Below are 16,290 nucleotides of genomic sequence, written 5' to 3'. Positions count from 1 at the left end.
CTCAGGCGATTCGGGAGCCCGTAACGTTTCCGGTCGCTCCCAACCGTTCCTTTCAATCGATTCAAACGTATGAAGCTTCACGCGCTGACACTCTGCATCGTCCTGTTTGCCCTCGCAACGACCGCGGCGGCAGCCGATCCCAAGCCGCCTCGGATCTTCCTCGATAAGAGCGAGCGGGTCGTGATGTTCCAACTCAATCGGCTCTCCAACGAGCAATTGGTGATGGTCCCTCGCGCCACCGACGATCCTAAATACAAACCTGTCTTCGCCACGATCCTGACTCGCGGCGGCCTCTCGCGACAGGACCGCCAACAAGCCGCCGAAGGTCTGGCGGTGATCAACGGCACCAGCCCGGCGACCGAACTACTCGCCGCGATTTCGGGGCTCGATGAAAGCGATTCCGAAGAGAAAGAAGTCGGCCGCCAGTTGGCCGCGATGCTGCTGGCTCAGTCGTCCGAAGACCTGGCGGATCAGAAACAAGCCTTGATCGACGCGGTCGCTTCCGATTCAGCGATGCTTCGCGCTGCCGGATACGCCGGTTTGATCGCGGGTGATCAATCGGATCAGGCATGGGAGCTGGCAACCGCCAGCTCGGACAGCAAGCTCGACTATTTGCACTCGATCGCGCTGCTCCCCAAACCGAAGTTGCGATCGTCGCAGCGAGCGCATGTGATCGAACTGTTCGAGCAATCGAAAGAGAAGGAAATGCGTCGCGCCGCGATCGGTGCACTCCGCAGCATTCCCGCCGACCAAGCCGACACGTTCAGCCGCGTTGCCAAGACGATCGCCGAAAAGCCGCTGGTCGCCGAAGCGGTCTCGACACTGTTAAAGGTCCCCGCCGACGACCGCGATCCCTCGATCGCTCAACAAGTGGTCGCCAAGCTGATGCAGTTGGCCGAAGCGACGCCCGCCGCCGATCGGACCAAACCAGCTTTTTTGAACGCGATGCAATTGGTCGATCAATTGATCGGTCTGATGCCAGTCGACCAAGCCCGCGCCGTCCGCAAGCGTCTCAGTGAAATCGCCGTCCGCGTCGTCCAGATCCACGCGGTGGAAGAGGAGATGCGATACGACGTTCCCTATTTCGTCGTCCAAGCGGGCAGCGAGGTGCAGGTCGTTTTGATCAACGAAGACCTGATGCCGCACAACTTGGTGATCACTACGCCGGGCGATCTGAAGGAGGTTGCGGAGCTTGGTTCGGCCATGGATTCGACTCCCGGGCCGTCCGGAAAAATGCACGTTCCCGACAGCGACAAAGTACTGCATTCGACATCGATGGTCGGAGCGCACCAACGCGAGGCGCTGACCTTCACCGCTCCGGAGCAGCCGGGGGAATACCCTTACGTCTGCACCTTTCCCCGTCACTGGATGCGGATGTACGGCGTGATGGTTGTGGTTGAAGATCTCGATATGTGGCTGAAGAATCCTGTCGAGCCAAAGGATCCGATCGGCAACGATCGGGCGTTTATCAAGAGTTGGACTGTCGATGATTTCAAACAGGATCTCGACCTCGCTCTCCGCGGTCGGTCCCCCGAGATCGGCAAGCGAATCTTCACCGAAGCGAGCTGTGCTCAGTGCCACAAGATGCATGGCGAAGGGGGCGCGGTCGGCCCCGACCTGACCGACGTCGTCGCGCGTTGGAAGGGAGACCGGTTGGGCGTGCTGCAGGAGATCCTCGATCCTTCCCACAAGATCGACCCCAAATATGTCGTCCACGTCGTCCTGACCCTCGACGGCAAAGCGATCTCGGGAATCGTCGTCGAAGAGGACAAGAAGACGATCTCGCTGTTAGCCAATCCCGAGTCGAAAGAGCCGACGGTGATCGATCGCGACGACATCGACATCATGAACAAATCATCGCAGTCGATGATGCCCAAGGCGCTGATGGATCGCTTCACTCAAGATGAGATCTACGAACTGATGTCCTACCTAGAAGCAGCCGAAGCCGCGAAGCCTTAGCCCTCGACACGAGGTCAACCAGCCAACGCTTCACCCTCCGCAGGATGGAAGCGAGGGGCGAACCTTCACCCTCCGCCAAACGAAGTTTGAAGGGGAGGGTCGAACCAGCGAAGCGACGTTCGGGGAGGCGAGTCCGCGCACAATTTCCAGACGCTCGAGCCCTCGCAAGGCCCTCCCCGAAAAACTGGCTGAAGGCTCGTTTTCCGACCCTCCCAGCGTTCCGCTGGGCGGGTGTAGTCTGGCATCGCAATCGACCAACTTCACCCTCCGCCAAACGAAGTTTGAAGGGGAGGGTCGAACCAGCGAAGCGACGTTCGGGGAGGCGAGTCCGCGCACAATTCACCGAGACTCTAGGTCTTCGGGACAACCAATTCCCACGGGGCTTTGGCTCCGTCGCGGCGGAGCGTTTGCGTTGGCTGGGCCTTGGTGAAACGGAGCGTCTGTTTTTCATCCGCTCCCACCAACAACAGCGTGTTGACCTGCGTCGGAGCGACTTCGTGCAACATCCGATGGCTGATCCGCAGTTCGCGCGAAGCCGCATCGGGTTGCAGTTCCAGGTAAACCCAGACGTATTTCGTCTCGTTCTCCATCCCAACCCAGTGCCATCGCGCGGGGCGGTCTTGGCCATCGACGGCGACGAACTTGGCTTTCACGTAGGCCATGATCGCGGCTTGCAATTGGTCGCGATCCGTCGTTTCGAGATCGATCCGTTTGCCAGCGTGCTTCGATAACGCAAGCTGAAAATCGCGAGGCTCCAAGCGGATCGCGATTTCAAATCGCCCCGACTGCGGATTCCATTCCCCTTCCGCCAAACTGACGTGAAACGGGTGCATCAACATCGATAACAGTAGAGGAAGGATCATTCGGCCGCCTCCGCAGTTGCGGGCTTCGCCACTGCGGCCGCGGCTGGCTTGGCAGCTTCCGCTTTGGCCGCAGGCTTCTTCTCCGCAGCCTCTTCCTTGCTCGATTCTTTCCCCTTCTCAGCGTCCGACTTCTTATTCGCTTCGTTTGCTTTCCGCATCGGGTTGGACGATTTCTTGCTCTTATACAACTTGAATCGGCTGGGGACGATCCGCGGCGGATAGAAGTTGTTCGACGCGTCGGTGTCGGCCAATTGGCGTCGCGGATCGATCTCGATTCGGTCGAGTTCTTTATCGGTGATCACCAGCTTCGAAACCGTTTTGTTGTTCGTCCGCCAGATCTCCGCCGGGATCTCCAACATCTGCTTCGATCCGTCGGTGTAGCGGATCTCGGCGATGATCGGCATCACCAGACCGCCGACGTTTTCGAAGGTCAGGACGTAGAAGTTCGTCTTGCGACGGATCAGTTGTTTCTCTTCGGCGTTCAGGCTTTCGACAAACTTCTGAAACGCTTTCCGTGAATCCTCGGTGACTTCCAGTTCGTCGAAGTCGTTGTAAAAGTCTTTCAGGCCAGGGAACAGATCGATCCGTTTTTGCAGCGGTTCGTTCCGCTCAGCCGACAGCGATGGCCGGCGTTTATCTTTTTCCTGACGCTTGCGTTCGGCCTCTTCATCGGGATCGGAGCTGTCGATCTGATACAGTTTGACGTCGCGGATCGCGAGATCGACGTGGTCGGTGCTGTAAAACCATCCGTTCCAAAACCAATCCAGATCGACGCCCGAAGCATCTTCCATCGTGCGGAAGAAATCGGCGGGCGTGGGGCGTTTGAATTTCCAGCGACGGGCGTATTCGCGGAAGGCAAAATCGAACAGCTCGCGGCCCAGGATCGTTTCCCGCAAGATGTTCAGCGCCGTCGCCGGTTTGCCGTAGGCGTTGCTGCCAAACTGCAGAATCGATTCGCTGTTAGTCATGATCGGCACCTGGCCGCTGCTGCGCATGTAACCGGTGATATCGGCTGGCTCGCCTCGCTTGCTCGGGTAATCATCTTCCCATTCCTGTTCGGCGAGGTACTGCAGAAACGTATTCAGTCCCTCGTCCATCCACGTCCACTGACGCTCGTCGCTGTTGACGATCATCGGGAAATAATTGTGCCCGACCTCGTGGATGATCACCGAGATCAATCCGTATTTGGTCCGCGCGGTGTAGGTTTTATCCTCCTCCGGGCGCGGGCCGTTGAAACAGATCATCGGATACTCCATCCCGTAGACCGGACCGTTGACACTGATCGCGATCGGGTAGGGGTAGTCGAAGGTGTAGCGGCTGTAGACATCCAACGTATGGATGATCGCGTGCGTCGAATATTTGCTCCACAATGGTTCGGCTTCGTTCGGATAATACGACATCGCCATCACGGGATTCTCGTTCTGGTCGTGACCTTGAGCGTCCCAGATGAACTTGCGGCTGCTGGCCCATGCGAAATCGCGAACGTTCTCGGCATGGTAGACCCAAGTCTTGTCCTGCTTGCTGCGATCCTTCTGGTTCTTCAAAGCCTCTTCGGGCGTGACGACGAAGACGGGCTCCTTAGCGGTCTTCGCCTTTTCCAGACGCTGCCGCTGCGTTTCGGTGAGCACTTCTTCGCCGTTTTGCAAAACGCCGGTCGCCGCGACGATGTGATCCTCCGGAGCGGTGATCCGGACCTCGAAATCGCCCAGCTCCAGCGTGAACTCACCGCGTCCCAAGAACTGCTTGTTCTGCCAGCCTTCGTAATCGGTGAACGCGGCGACGCGCGGATACCAGTGCGCGATCTCGTAGATGTAGTTGCCGTCTTTCTCGAAGAACTCGTACCCCGTCCGGGCGTGGATTAATTTACTGTCATTGATCAAGTAGTCGAAGCGAATTTTGACGGTCGTCGATTCGCCGGCGGCAGTGGCGTGGGCAGATCGATCCGCATCATCGTCTTGACGATCGTGTATTTCAGCGGCCCGCCCTCGGCGTCGGTCACGCCGTGGATCTTGAAGCCTCCTTCAAACGATTCCCGCGCCAACAGCGATCGGATCGTATTAAAGGATGCGCGGTCGGAGAGATTCGGCGCCGTCGCGGTTGCGATCGCGTCGGATCCCGGTTCAAAGATGTTCTGGTCCAATTGGATCCACAGGAACCCCAGCGGCTCTGGAGCGTGGGTTGTGGTAGTCGATCGTTTCGCTGCCGGTGATCTTCTGGTTCTGATCGTCCAACCGCACGTCGATCTTGTAGTCAGCTCGCTGCTGCCAATATTCCGGGCCCGGCATTCCCGATGCGGAGCGGTATTTATTGGGCGTTGGCAGCCACTGGTCGATCTGCCGAAAATCATCGGTCTGACCGTATTTATTGTTCGGCCGCGGTTGAGCCTGGCTGACGACCGGCTGGCAGACTGCGTGAGCGATCAAGATCGCAAAGGTCAGAATCGGAAGAGAGGATCGTCGAAAGAACACGACCATGGCGAGTCTCGTCAGTAGGTGGGAAGGCGTAGTGCAATGCAGCGTCTACACATCATAGTACAACGATTCTCGGCCGGGGCGACAAACGCACGAGCTAGGCATCGTGCCGCAACAAAAATTTCCTCGGCAACCGCAATGGCTCCCGCTACTCCGTCGTTTCCGGACCACAACCGCAGCAATTCCTGCAGGTGCTCGACCGCCTCGATCATCTCTTCCAGGCATGCGAATTCGTGTAGCGAATGGATCGCGTGCTGACCGCTGGACAGGTTTGGCGTCGGCAGTCCCTTCTCCGTCAACGCCGAACCATCGGTCCCGCCGCGGATGATGCTGCGTCGGACCGGGCGGCCCAGGTTTCGGAACGCCTGCTCCGCCAGATCGGCCACCCGCGGATTCTCTCGCAAACCGTCGGCCATGTTGCGGTATTGCGGTTTGACTTCGACGCGGACCGCGAGACCGGGATATTGTTGTTCAGTCGCCGTTGCCGCTTGTCGCAGTCGATCGGCGTATTGAGTCAGCTCCGCCGTATCGAAGCTCCTCAACAGCACGCGTAATTCCGCCCGGCCGACGCCTCCTTCGGTCTCATACGGATGGATGAATCCGTCGCGGCCATCGGTCGATTCGGGCGAGAGCGAATCGTCGGGCAACTGCTGCAGAAAGAAGCCCGCCGCCCGCGTCGCGTTGACCATCCGCCCTTTGCCGATCGACGGATGGATGTTCCGCCCGGTAAAGGTGACCAGAACTCCATCGGCTGAAAAAGTTTCGACGTCCAAATCTCCCGCTCCGCCACCGTCCAACGTGTAAGCGGCGACGGCATCCAATTGAGCCAAGTCGATCTTGTCGGTGCCGTGTCCGATCTCTTCGTCGCAGCTGAACAGGATCTTGACCGGACCGTGGGGCAGTTGCGGATTTTCGATCAGCGTCGCCACCCAATTCCATGATGATCGCCACTCCCGCTTTGTCATCGCCTCCCAACAGCGTCGTGCCATCGGTGGTGATCAAGGTCTTGCCGACCAGATCGGCCAGTTCGGGACAGTCGGCGACGCGGATGACTTGATTGTCTTCGGGCAGCGGAATATCGCCTCCCTGATAAACGATCACCTGCGGCTTCACATCGTCCCCGGGAGCTTCGGGCGATGTATCGACATGGGAGTTCAGCGCGATCGCCGGAGCGCCGGCGACGTTTGCCGGGACCGTTCCCCAGACCAAACCGTGGTCGTCCATGTGCGCATCGGCTACGCCCAACGCAACCAATTGCTCCGCCAACACGCGGCTCAAATCCTTCTGCTGCGGACTGCTGGGATAGGTCTCGCTGTGCGGGTCGGCCGCAGTGCCGATCTGAACATATTGCAGGAAACGTTGCAGCAGTCGCTCGCGGTTAACAGGAACAATCATCGGCGGATTCGGGTTGTTGGAAACGGTGGGAAAATCATAGGACGCATCGAAACGGAATCAGGCGATGAGTATACAAGAAACGGGGCCTCCGAATAAACCAGAGTCCCCGTTTGCGTTATTCCAATGTGCCCCCAAGCCTACGCTTGGATCGTTGGCACTTCGTAACCTTCGCGGTATTTCCGTTTCAAGAAGGCGTTTGCTGCATCGGCATCGTCGCCAACAAACTGCTCGGTCTTCTCGTCGAGCGTCAACAGATGACTCATCTGAATCGCACTGTTGTCCAACGACAGTTCGTGCGATTTCAGATGCTGATCCATCTCGCCGATCAATGTGTTCCACTGGGGCAACTCGACCGATGCGGCATCTTGCGGCGAATACGGTCGGCCGGCGCGGAACGCGATATTGGCCAGGTTGCACCAACCAGTGCTGTCGTTGCCAACAGCCACTTCGGTATTCAACAGCGAACGGTCGTGAGCGCGAACCGCATCGATGAAGTTCGCTTGATGCAACACGTTGCCCCCCGATCCCTTGAAGCTGGCGAGCTTTTTCCCGTCGGCATCAAACGCTTGAGCGCGGCCGCGTTGGCCTTCCAAACGGCCCCCTTCGCAATAGACGACGTATCCGCTGCCGGGGCCCGGATGCGCCGGGCTCTTTTTGCTGCCAGCTTTGTCGGGAAGATTCGACAGTCCGATCACGACCGGAATCGATCCGGTGTCGAAATACGCAAAGTGGACGTTGGGCGTTTGCCCCGCGTCGCCCAGGACCACACGTCCGCCGCCACCAAGAATTTGTTTGGGCAACGCGACCTGGTCTTGGAAGACGTTGTTGCGAACGTCGTCCAGGACGTGGACGCCCCAGTTGCCCATCTCGCCCGATCCGGTGTTCCAATCCCAGTGCCAATCGTATTGCAAATTATTGCGGAAGATCGGTTCGTCTTGAGCCGGGCCGAGCCACAGATCGTAAGCCACCGATTTGTCGATCTGCAGCGGCTCCGTCCGGCGTCCGATCGAACCTCGCAGACCGTAGCGGTTGACGCGGACCGCTTGGATCGCTCCCAACGCCTTGTCGTCGTGCAAGTACTTTTGAATCTCTGCCTGCATCGGATCCGAACGCTGCTGAGTTCCGACCTGACAGATCCGATCGTACTTCCGCGCCGCCGCGACGGTCTGCCGACCTTCCCATTGGCTGTGCGACAACGGCTTTTCGACGTACACGTCTTTGCCCGCTTCCATCGCCCAAATCGTTGCCAAGCAGTGCCAGTGGTTGCAGGTGGCGACGACGACCGCATCGATGCTGTCCGATGCGATCAGATCGCGAAGGTCTTTCCAAGTTTGCGCTTTGGGAAACCTTCGGCTGGTGCGGCTCAAGCGAGCCTGATCGGGATCGCAAAGACCGGCGATGTTGACCCCGGGGACTTTTTCGAAGTAGCCCATCAATTCGTTCGAACGTCCGCCACAGCTGATGAAGCCGACGTTGATTTCGTCGTTGGCGAGAGCGGCATTGGCACGGCGGCCGGGGAGCGTCGCGACAGCGCCCGCGGCGAGCCCAGAAGCGACGAACTGTCGTCGTGTTGCTTGAGTCATGTTTAAAAGTCCTCGAATGAAACAAGAGCGTTAGGGGAGATAAGCAGCGGCTATCAGCTGATGGCGGTCCGATATCAGACGCTGGCAAAAACTCATAATAGTCGATCTTGGGGAGTTTCGCCCATCCAGGATGTAGCTGGCCGGTGGGTAAAGTACAATCGAAACCTCTCTCCCCACCCCTGGTTGGCCGCCGCCTGATCGCCGGCAACCCGATCTCCCTTCCATTGATTTGAGTCGAAACATGCATCGCAGCTGGATTGTCGCTCTCGTATTGCTGCTCGCCCCCACAGCGAACCTCTGGTCGCAACAGGAGGACGACGGTTTTGTCCCGATGTTTAACGGCAAGGACCTGTCGGGCTGGCAACTGGTCAACACCGATCCTCGCACCTGGTCGGTCGAAGATGGGATGCTGATCTGCAGCGGAAAACCGATCGGCGAACTGCGGACCGATCGGATGTATCAGAACTTCATCATGGAAGTCGAGTGGCGGCACATGGTCCCGAAAGGGAACGCCGGAATCTTTGTCTGGGCCGACGATATCACCGCCAAGGGACAGCCGTTTCATCGCGGGATCGAAGTCCAAATCCTCGAGAACGCCTACGGCAAAGCCGATTGGTTCACCACGCATGGCGATATCTTTCCGATCCATGGGGCCAAGATGACTCCGGTCAACGATCGCGGTGGCAGTCGCGCTTTTCCGACGGAAATGCGTTCGCTGCCGACGCCGCAGTGGAATCACTATCGGATCGAAGCGATCGATGGCACGATCTCGCTGGCGGTCAATGGCAAAGTCGTCACCCGTGGCACCGACTGCAACCCGCGCAAGGGCTATCTGTGCATCGAATCCGAAGGCGGCGTCGTCCATTACCGCAACGTGAAGATCAAAGAGCTGCCCGATACGCCGATCGAAGCCAACATGATCGCGATCGCCGATCGCGGTTACCGCTGCCTGTACACCGGCATCGACTTGACCGGTTGGAACGTGCAGCAGCCCGAAGGTGCGGCGAAGCAGACGGCGGAAGAGGCTGCTGGCCATTGGAAGCCGAGCGACTGGGTTCTCTCCTGCACCGGAGCCGCCGGCGCGAACCTGCCACTTGCCTCCGACGAAGCCTTTGGCGATTATGGATTTGTCGTCGACTTCCGACTGAACAAGGATTCGGGCTCGCCACAGATTCGTCTGCGTGGCGATGCGGCCGCGATATCGATCGCGGGTGACGATTCGCCGCTGACGCCTCATCTGGATAAGGTGGGCAAGTGGAATCGGATCGAAGGAGAGGTTCGCGGCGACAAGGTTTCGCTGACGATTAACGGCAAGGAGATCGAGCCGTTTGCGGCGACGGGATCCGCCGACGCCAAGGGGCCACTGACGCTGGTCCCCGACGGCCCCGTCGACGTTGCTAACATTTTTGTTCGCTAGAAGGAGAAGGCCGATGCTTCTGATTGGGACAACCGATTTGCGTCGCACGCGCGACCGCGGCGATTTTCGCTGTCCCCAGTGTCGGCAGCTGCAACCGTATCGACTGAAGAGCGTCCGGCCGTTCCTGACGCTCTACTTTATCCCCACGATTCCGATGGGGGCGGTGCAACATTACGTCGAGTGCGACGAGTGCCGGCAGGCGTTTGAGCCGGCGGTGTTGGAGATCGATCCATCGACCGCCGTCCATTTGGAACAACAGCAGTTCCATCAAGAGGTGATGAACGTGGCGGTCCTGACCGTTGTTGCCGATGGCGAGATCACGGAGGCGGAGATTAAGTCGCTGGGGCATGTTGCCGAGCTGCTGTTTGGTGAACCGGCCGACCGCGAAGACCTCGGGCGAATGTGCGCCGCGGCGACGCAGGTCGGCTACAAGGCTCACAACTATTTGCGCAGTGTCGTGCCGCGATGGGACCGCGATCAGAAGTACCTGGCGATGAAAGCGATCTTCATGGCGGCTAGTGCGGAGGGTGACCTTACCCCCGAGCAGTTGGAGGCCTTGGTGGCGGTCCGGCGAACGCTGGGATTGAGCGAAGAAGATTTTCAGTCGGCAATCGAAGAAGCACTGGCGATCGCCGACCAATACGACCGATAGTTCACTCCATGCCGGTACGGTACAATCACAGGACTAACGCAGACTGGGTTAGTTTTTTTGATTGGGCAGGCAAATTAAGTTAAAGCGACTTGACCAGATTTGCCGATTCTCCTATCGTACGACTCCTCAAGGCGCCGTGGCCAAGTGGCTAAGGCAGTGGATTGCAAATCCACCATCGCCGGTTCGAATCCGGCCGGCGCCTCTAAACGTTGCGTATAAAAGAAACCCGCAGGAATTAAACCTCCTGCGGGTTTTTTCGTGGGTCCAACGCTCCGCGAATTCAAACTGCAAAACGCGTGGGGTAAACGAAGCGGACGGCGCTAGAGATTAGGCTTCAGCCGTTCGCCCCCCGCCAAACCGCGTCTCCAGCGGGCCGGCCGCGGGACTCAACAACCGGACTCTGGCAATCGTTCAAGCGGCGCGCGGATGCCAACTTGTCGATCTCCCGCCCCCGCTGGCTCCAGATCAAAATCGGAGCACACTTCTTCTGCTGATCGTTAACCCGACGATGTGACGACGCGACGAGGTCCTTGATCGCGGGACTTCGCAAGTTTGTAACGAGACACCTCGAGGAGACGGTTGTGTTTAAGGTAGCACCGCAACGTCTTTGTCTTGCGCCTTGTGTCTGGTCTGCCACGACCGAGTCATCGCGTCGGTGATGTGGCCAGTACGACAATCTGCCACATCTAGATCTCCCGAGATGTGAGCTTCGTCCCGCGATCCAACAGTGAAACCAGATCGCAGCAGTCGATCGGCTCGACCGAACTCTCTTCGCGAGAGCACTCTTCCTCGACTGCTCTCGCGACTTGCACAGACACCAGCATCGCAGCGCAGCGAAAACGGCTCCCATCGAGGCAAGAAAATGCTCGCAGCCATAGTATCACTATGTACAGTGAGACCAATTGCACCAGTTAGTGCGGCGGAGCGCGCCAACCATACGGGCTATTAACGTAAACTCTTCACTGCCCCGACAAGAATCCGCCGACTCCAAGGGTGGCAAGCAGACCAGAGTGACTGTTTGCAGGCGAGCTGTTTTTAACGGCCGGTTGAGATCCCCAACACAACCTTCCGCGGAACGGATCGCACTTCAGTACGAACCCAAATGCGAAAAGGACTTTCACGATGAGACGGATTCTCTTTCTGTGCGTTGCAATGCTTGCGGTATGCAGTTCAGCCAAAGCCGAGACACTCGGCCAACGGCTTGCAAATGGTAACTGCGACTGCGATGCCTTCTATGTTTCGGTATCGTCTGGTTGGACGTTTCTTTCCGATTTAGACGACGGCGGTTTTTCCGCTGACTTTAATGCGGGCTTCAACGCCAACATCGCGCTGGGATGGCAAGAAAAATTTGGAAGGGTTGAATTTGAATACAGCAAATTCGATTTCGATTACGACAGCGTCGGGGTCGGTACCAGCACATTCGACGCAGACGGCAGCCAATCTCTCGATACATGGATGGTCAATGCCTACATCGACGTCCCCGTGACATCGCGTTTGACCGGATACGCAGGGGCGGGATTGGGTGTCGCTCAAACCTCCGCCAACAGCTTGTCTGTTCCTGCAGGATCCGCCAGTGCGATCAGCGAACTCGGTTTCGCGTATCAGGCTCGCGCTGGCGTTTCGTTTGACCTAACCCAACGCGTTGAACTGTTCAGCGGATACCGATTCCTCGGAACCGAAACCATGGCGCTTCAAGATGACGACCTTGGTCAGTTCAGCGACAAATTGTTCGTGAACGAATGGGAATCGGGACTGCGTTTCAAGTTCTAAACCGAACGAATCACACGCCGACGATTTTTGATTCAACGGCGGGCCGGTGCATAAGTGCACAGGCCCGTTTTTGGGATCGCCCAAAACCACGAGGTCTTGGACGAGCCTAAGCTCGGTTCGCCGTCGCTGGCTGCTGACGCTCGATCTCCAACAGTCGCTGTTTTCGCCATAGTCCGCCGCCGTATCCGGTCAGCGTTCCGTCGGCGCCGATCACTCGGTGACAAGGGATCAGGATCGCGATCCGGTTGTCGCCGTTGGCCCGCGCTACCGCGCGGACCGCTGTCGGCTTGCCGATCGCCGTGGCTTGCTGAGCATACGAGCGCGTCTCGCCAAATGGAATCTGCCGCAGCGCTTCCCAAACCCTTTGTTGGAATGGAGTCCCGGTGGTATCCAAGGGGATCTCAAATCGAGTCCGTCGACCGGCAAAGTATTCTTGCAACTGAGACTGCAGCGTTGCAAACAATGGACTTGGCCCCGGCAGCAACGTCGCTCCGCGCCGCTTTCGCAGCCGATCCAACTGCGTTTCCAACATCGGCCGATCTGCAAATTCCAGCAGACAGATCCCCGCGTCCGATGCGCCCGCCAGCATCGGACCAAGAGGTGTCAGCAGTCGCGAGATCGCAATCACTTGTCGGTCGTCGCTTTTGGCCGGCGCCGCGCCGATCGCTCGTTTGAATCCGTCCCCAAATCCGCTCAGCGATTCGTATCCGCTCTCCAATGCGACCTCGGTCACCGACTGGCGCTCGCGAATCTGACCAAAGGCCTGATTGATCCGCCGCATCCGCTGATAAGCCGTAAACGTCATCCCGTGGGTCTTTTGAAACCAACGGCGAACGCGAGCGGGATCGAGTCCCCGGGATCGCAGATCTTCGCTTCGCAAACGAAGATTGGCGTCGCGCTGGAGATCATCGATCAACGGCTCCAGCCAATCGGGCGAAGCCCCCAGCGCCGCCAACGGGCGGCAGACTTTGCACGCTCGAAAACCGTGAGCCATCGCCGACTTGGCATCGCGAAAGTACTCGACATTCTCCGGCTTCGGTTTCCGCGCCGTACACGAAGGGCGACAGAAGATCCCCGTCGTGCGAATCCCCGCCAGAAACACCCCCTCAAAACGGGAGTCCTTGGCGACCAGCGCGGCGTACATCGTCTCGCGGCTTGGCAGCGATGGTAGTTCGTTTGGGGAAACTCTCTTCATGCGATCTTCGCTTTACTCGTTAAACCCAGCAGGTTTAGGAACAATCAACTTCGAAAGCCCTCCAATTTTTGGACGGCTGACTTAAAATGACGTTACCACTTCGCGGGTCGACCACAACCGCGAAAACGACAAGCAATTGGTTTGATGCGCTGCGGGAAAGGCAGCCCGCGACAGCGACGTAGAGTTTTGCCAGCTCCCCCGGCAATCGCGGGCAGTGCCATCCAACGCCGCATCGCCATCCCGTTGAGCTCGTTCAACGATCCGCCTAATTTGTGCGGTCCCCAACTTGATACTCACCCTGTTTGAAAGTTCCCCGACAATGATTTCAAAGTTCGCGCAAGCGATCCCTGATAGGTTCTCCTCTAAATCTTCAGCCGTTCGATGCGTCAGCCGCCAAAGCGTGGCGATCGCGATCCTGATCAGTGCGGCGGTTGCCTGCGACGCGGCGGAAACGACGCTGCATGTTTCGCCCGCCGGTCCGCTCCATTCGCTGACCGAAGCTCGCGACGAGATTCGCCAGCGACGCGCCGACGCACCGGACGAAAAGTTTCGAGTGATCGTCGCCGATGGACGCTATGAAATCAGCGAACCGATCGTATTCGAAGCCCAAGACGGCAACGTGGTCTACCAAGCCGCCGAAGGAGCTGCCCCGGTGATCTCCGGCGGCCGCCAAATCACAACTCCATGGACCGCCACCGATTCGGGCGTCTGGTCGACTCAGTTGCCTCAGGATTGGCGTTTCGATCAACTCTGGATCAACGGCAACCACGCGACGCGAGCCCGCGAACCGGATCACTTTTTCCACTACATGTTGCGCGGCCAAGAGACGTTGATCGAAAACGCGCGTCGCGCGCGGCAGACGCTGACTGTCGATCCCGACGACATCGCCAGCTTGCAAGGACTCAGCCCCGAACAGATCCGCAACGTGCAATTCCTGGCCTTCCATAAATGGGACACCACGCGGCGGTTCCTCGAATCGGCGGATACTGCCGCGGGCCGCTTGGTCAGCGTTGGACGTGGGATGAAGTCGCACAATCCGCTGACTCTGAACACCGGCTACATCTTAGAGAACTACCGCGAAGCGATGGACGAACCGGGCGAATGGTTCCTCGCCCCCGATGGTCTGCTCAGCTACCGACCTCGCGAAGGGGAATCGATGGACACGATCGAGTGCATCGCGCCGGTCAGCGAAAAGCTGGTTGTGATCCTTGGCGATGCCGCCAGCGACAAATCGGTGGAGAATCTTGAGTTCCACGGCTTGGCATTTCGGCACAGCGGGCTGATCACGCCGCGCGAGGGATTTGAGCCTTCGCAAGCCGCATCACCGATCGAAGCGGCGGTACAGATCGACGGAGCCCAGGGCATCGTCTTCGCCGATTGTGAAATCGGCCACACCGGCCAGTACGGTCTCTGGTTTCGCAAGGGTTGTCGCGACAGCCGCATCGAGCGATGTTGGATCCACGACCTGGGTGCCGGTGGCGTGCGAATCGGCGAAACCCGAATCGCCAAGAACCTCGCGGAACGGACCAGCCATATCGTCGTCGACAACAGCATCGTCAATCACGGCGGTCACATGTTCCCCTGTGCCGTGGGGATCTGGATCGGTCATAGTGGCGACAATCAAATCACGCATAACGAGATCGCCGATCTGTTTTACACCGGCATCTCCGTCGGCTGGCGCTGGGGATATTCCGAAAGCTTGGCCGCGCGGAATCGCATCGAACACAACCATATTCATCACATCGGCCAGGGTTGGCTGAGCGATATGGGAGGCATCTACACGCTGGGGCCAGCTCCCGGAACGGTCCTTCGCGGCAACCGAATCCACGACATCGATTCGTGGGGCTACGGCGGCTGGGGCTTGTACAACGATGAAGGAAGCACCGACATCCTGCTGGAAAACAACTTGGTCTACCGAACCAAATCGGGCGGTTACCACCAGCACTACGGACGCGACAACATCATCCGCAACAACATCTTCGCCTACGGACGCGAATACCAAGTGCGACGCAGCCGCGTCGAAGACCATCTATCGTTCACGTACGAACAGAACATCGTGCTGTTCGACAGCGAGGAACTGTTCCACGGCCGTTGGGGAGACGATGGCGTGAAGGTCGGGCGGAACCTTTATTGGCGTGGAGGAGCGGAGGTCGACATCAGCAAAGCGGACACGAGTGGCGAGTCGGTGATTGCCGATCCGCGATTTGTCGATCCCAAGCACGACGACTTCCGATTCATCGACACCACCGCCGCCGACAAAATCGGTTTCAAGCCGTTTGATGTTTCGGCAGCGGGCGTTTACGGCGAACCGGCATGGAAGGAAAAAGCCGCATCGCTGCCGATGCCCGAGATGTTGAAGGCTCCCGAGCCGCGTGCCTATTCGGTCCGCGAGGACTTTGAATCCGGCGAACTGCCGTTGGGAGCAAGAGTGAGCGCCGACAAAGAGCGAGGTGGTATCGAAGTCGTCGAAGTCGACTTTGCCCAGCATGGCAGCAAAGCACTCCGTTTCACCGACACTCCCGACCAACCACACGCCTATTATCCGATGATGTCGCTGGCACCCAAGCACAGCAGCGGGACGACGCGATGCCGATTCATGATTCGGCTAGGTGAAGGAGCTGTCTTTCAGCACGAATGGCGCGACGCGGCCAAACCGTTTCAGATCGGTCCAAGTCTGTGGATCGAGAAAGGCGTCTTGAAAGCGAAAGATGGCGTCTCGGTCAAAATGCCCGTCGATCAATGGATCCGAATCGAAGTCGCGGCGCAGCTGGGGCAAGAGGCGGGACATTGGCATCTGCGAGTGACCGTGCCAGGACAGGAACCGCAAACGTTCCGCGACCTGACAACGACCAGTCCCGGTTGGCAAAATCTCGACTGGGTCGGCTTCGTCAGCCAAGCCAAAGACAACGCCGTCGTCTACCTCGACGACCTCGAACTGGCGCAATAGCCACCGCGTCCCCAGGGCAAGCAGCCCCATCCAGCCGA

At 58.5% G+C, this 16,290-nt stretch carries 13 protein-coding genes and 1 tRNA gene; 7 read left to right on the top strand and 7 right to left on the bottom strand.

Annotated elements, in window-relative coordinates:
• Positions 1 to 69 precede the first annotated feature (69 nt).
• Positions 70 to 1,959: a plastocyanin/azurin family copper-binding protein gene (locus CA51_RS07300; RefSeq protein WP_145119180.1), complete on the top strand. Its 1,890-nt coding sequence runs from the start codon at positions 70 to 72 to the stop codon at positions 1,957 to 1,959.
• 350 nt (positions 1,960 to 2,309) lie between these two features.
• Here CA51_RS07300 and CA51_RS07295 read toward each other — a convergent pair whose 3' ends face one another.
• From CA51_RS07295 to pepT, 5 genes are read right to left on the bottom strand one after another with little or no spacing between them, the layout of a single operon-like run.
• On the bottom strand, positions 2,310 to 2,822 hold the full coding sequence (locus CA51_RS07295) for a DUF6702 family protein (RefSeq protein WP_145119178.1): 513 nt from the start codon (positions 2,820 to 2,822) through the stop codon (positions 2,310 to 2,312).
• Positions 2,819 to 4,702, bottom strand: a complete 1,884-nt coding sequence (locus CA51_RS07290) for a M1 family metallopeptidase (protein ID WP_231746046.1) — start codon at positions 4,700 to 4,702, stop codon at positions 2,819 to 2,821. Before CA51_RS07290 ends, CA51_RS07295 begins: the two co-directional genes overlap by 4 nt.
• Positions 4,699 to 4,962 carry a hypothetical protein gene (locus CA51_RS26125; RefSeq protein ID WP_231746045.1) on the bottom strand — a complete coding sequence of 88 codons (264 nt, stop codon included), beginning with the start codon at positions 4,960 to 4,962 and terminating at the stop codon, positions 4,699 to 4,701. The genes CA51_RS07290 and CA51_RS26125 overlap by 4 nt, the downstream gene beginning before the upstream one ends.
• A complete protein-coding gene (locus CA51_RS26120; RefSeq protein ID WP_231746044.1) occupies positions 4,943 to 5,296 on the bottom strand; it encodes a hypothetical protein in 354 nt (117 codons plus the stop codon). Before CA51_RS26120 ends, CA51_RS26125 begins: the two co-directional genes overlap by 20 nt.
• An 11-nt stretch (positions 5,297 to 5,307) precedes the next feature.
• A complete protein-coding gene (pepT, locus tag CA51_RS26465; protein ID WP_338052338.1) occupies positions 5,308 to 6,222 on the bottom strand; it encodes a tripeptide aminopeptidase PepT in 915 nt (304 codons plus the stop codon).
• On the opposite strand from pepT, the gene CA51_RS26460 reads away from it, so the two are divergent.
• The gene (locus CA51_RS26460; RefSeq protein WP_338052337.1) at positions 6,176 to 6,784 is read left to right on the top strand and encodes a hypothetical protein; all 609 of its coding nucleotides are present in this window, start codon (positions 6,176 to 6,178) and stop codon (positions 6,782 to 6,784) included. The two genes, pepT and CA51_RS26460, sit on opposite strands and share 47 nt — an antisense overlap.
• Before the next feature lie 41 nt (positions 6,785 to 6,825).
• Here the strand turns inward: CA51_RS26460 and CA51_RS07280 are convergent, their stop codons facing one another.
• Positions 6,826 to 8,271, bottom strand: a complete 1,446-nt coding sequence (locus tag CA51_RS07280) for a Gfo/Idh/MocA family protein (RefSeq protein ID WP_145119176.1) — start codon at positions 8,269 to 8,271, stop codon at positions 6,826 to 6,828.
• Positions 8,272 to 8,512: 241 nt separating this feature from the next.
• Here CA51_RS07280 and CA51_RS07275 point away from each other — a divergent pair, with 241 nt between their 5' ends.
• From CA51_RS07275 to CA51_RS07260, 4 genes are all read left to right on the top strand, one after another.
• On the top strand, positions 8,513 to 9,688 hold the full coding sequence (locus CA51_RS07275) for a 3-keto-disaccharide hydrolase (protein WP_145119174.1): 1,176 nt from the start codon (positions 8,513 to 8,515) through the stop codon (positions 9,686 to 9,688).
• 13 nt (positions 9,689 to 9,701) lie between these two features.
• The gene (locus CA51_RS07270) at positions 9,702 to 10,340 is read left to right on the top strand and encodes a TerB family tellurite resistance protein (RefSeq protein WP_145119172.1); all 639 of its coding nucleotides are present in this window, start codon (positions 9,702 to 9,704) and stop codon (positions 10,338 to 10,340) included.
• A 130-nt stretch (positions 10,341 to 10,470) separates the two neighbouring features.
• Positions 10,471 to 10,542 (top strand) — tRNA-Cys (locus tag CA51_RS07265).
• 920 nt (positions 10,543 to 11,462) lie between these two features.
• Positions 11,463 to 12,110, top strand: coding sequence for an outer membrane protein (locus CA51_RS07260; protein WP_145119170.1), 648 nt, complete (start codon positions 11,463 to 11,465; stop codon positions 12,108 to 12,110).
• Between the two features lie 106 nt (positions 12,111 to 12,216).
• On the opposite strand, the gene CA51_RS26330 is transcribed toward CA51_RS07260, so the two are convergent.
• Entirely contained in the window at positions 12,217 to 13,305 is a 1,089-nt protein-coding gene (locus CA51_RS26330) for a bifunctional transcriptional activator/DNA repair enzyme AdaA (RefSeq protein WP_197451659.1), read from the bottom strand.
• A 319-nt stretch (positions 13,306 to 13,624) separates the two neighbouring features.
• On the opposite strand from CA51_RS26330, the gene CA51_RS07250 reads away from it, so the two are divergent.
• Complete coding sequence (locus CA51_RS07250) at positions 13,625 to 16,252, top strand: right-handed parallel beta-helix repeat-containing protein (protein WP_145119168.1); 2,628 nt, start codon at positions 13,625 to 13,627, stop codon at positions 16,250 to 16,252.
• Positions 16,253 to 16,290: the final 38 nt, after the last annotated feature.

The sequence above is a fragment of the Rosistilla oblonga genome (assembly GCF_007751715.1).
Lineage (GTDB): Bacteria > Planctomycetota > Planctomycetia > Pirellulales > Pirellulaceae > Rosistilla > Rosistilla oblonga.
The sequence above is the reverse complement of the archived record's forward strand: the minus strand, read 5'-3'. Positions and strand labels throughout refer to the sequence as shown.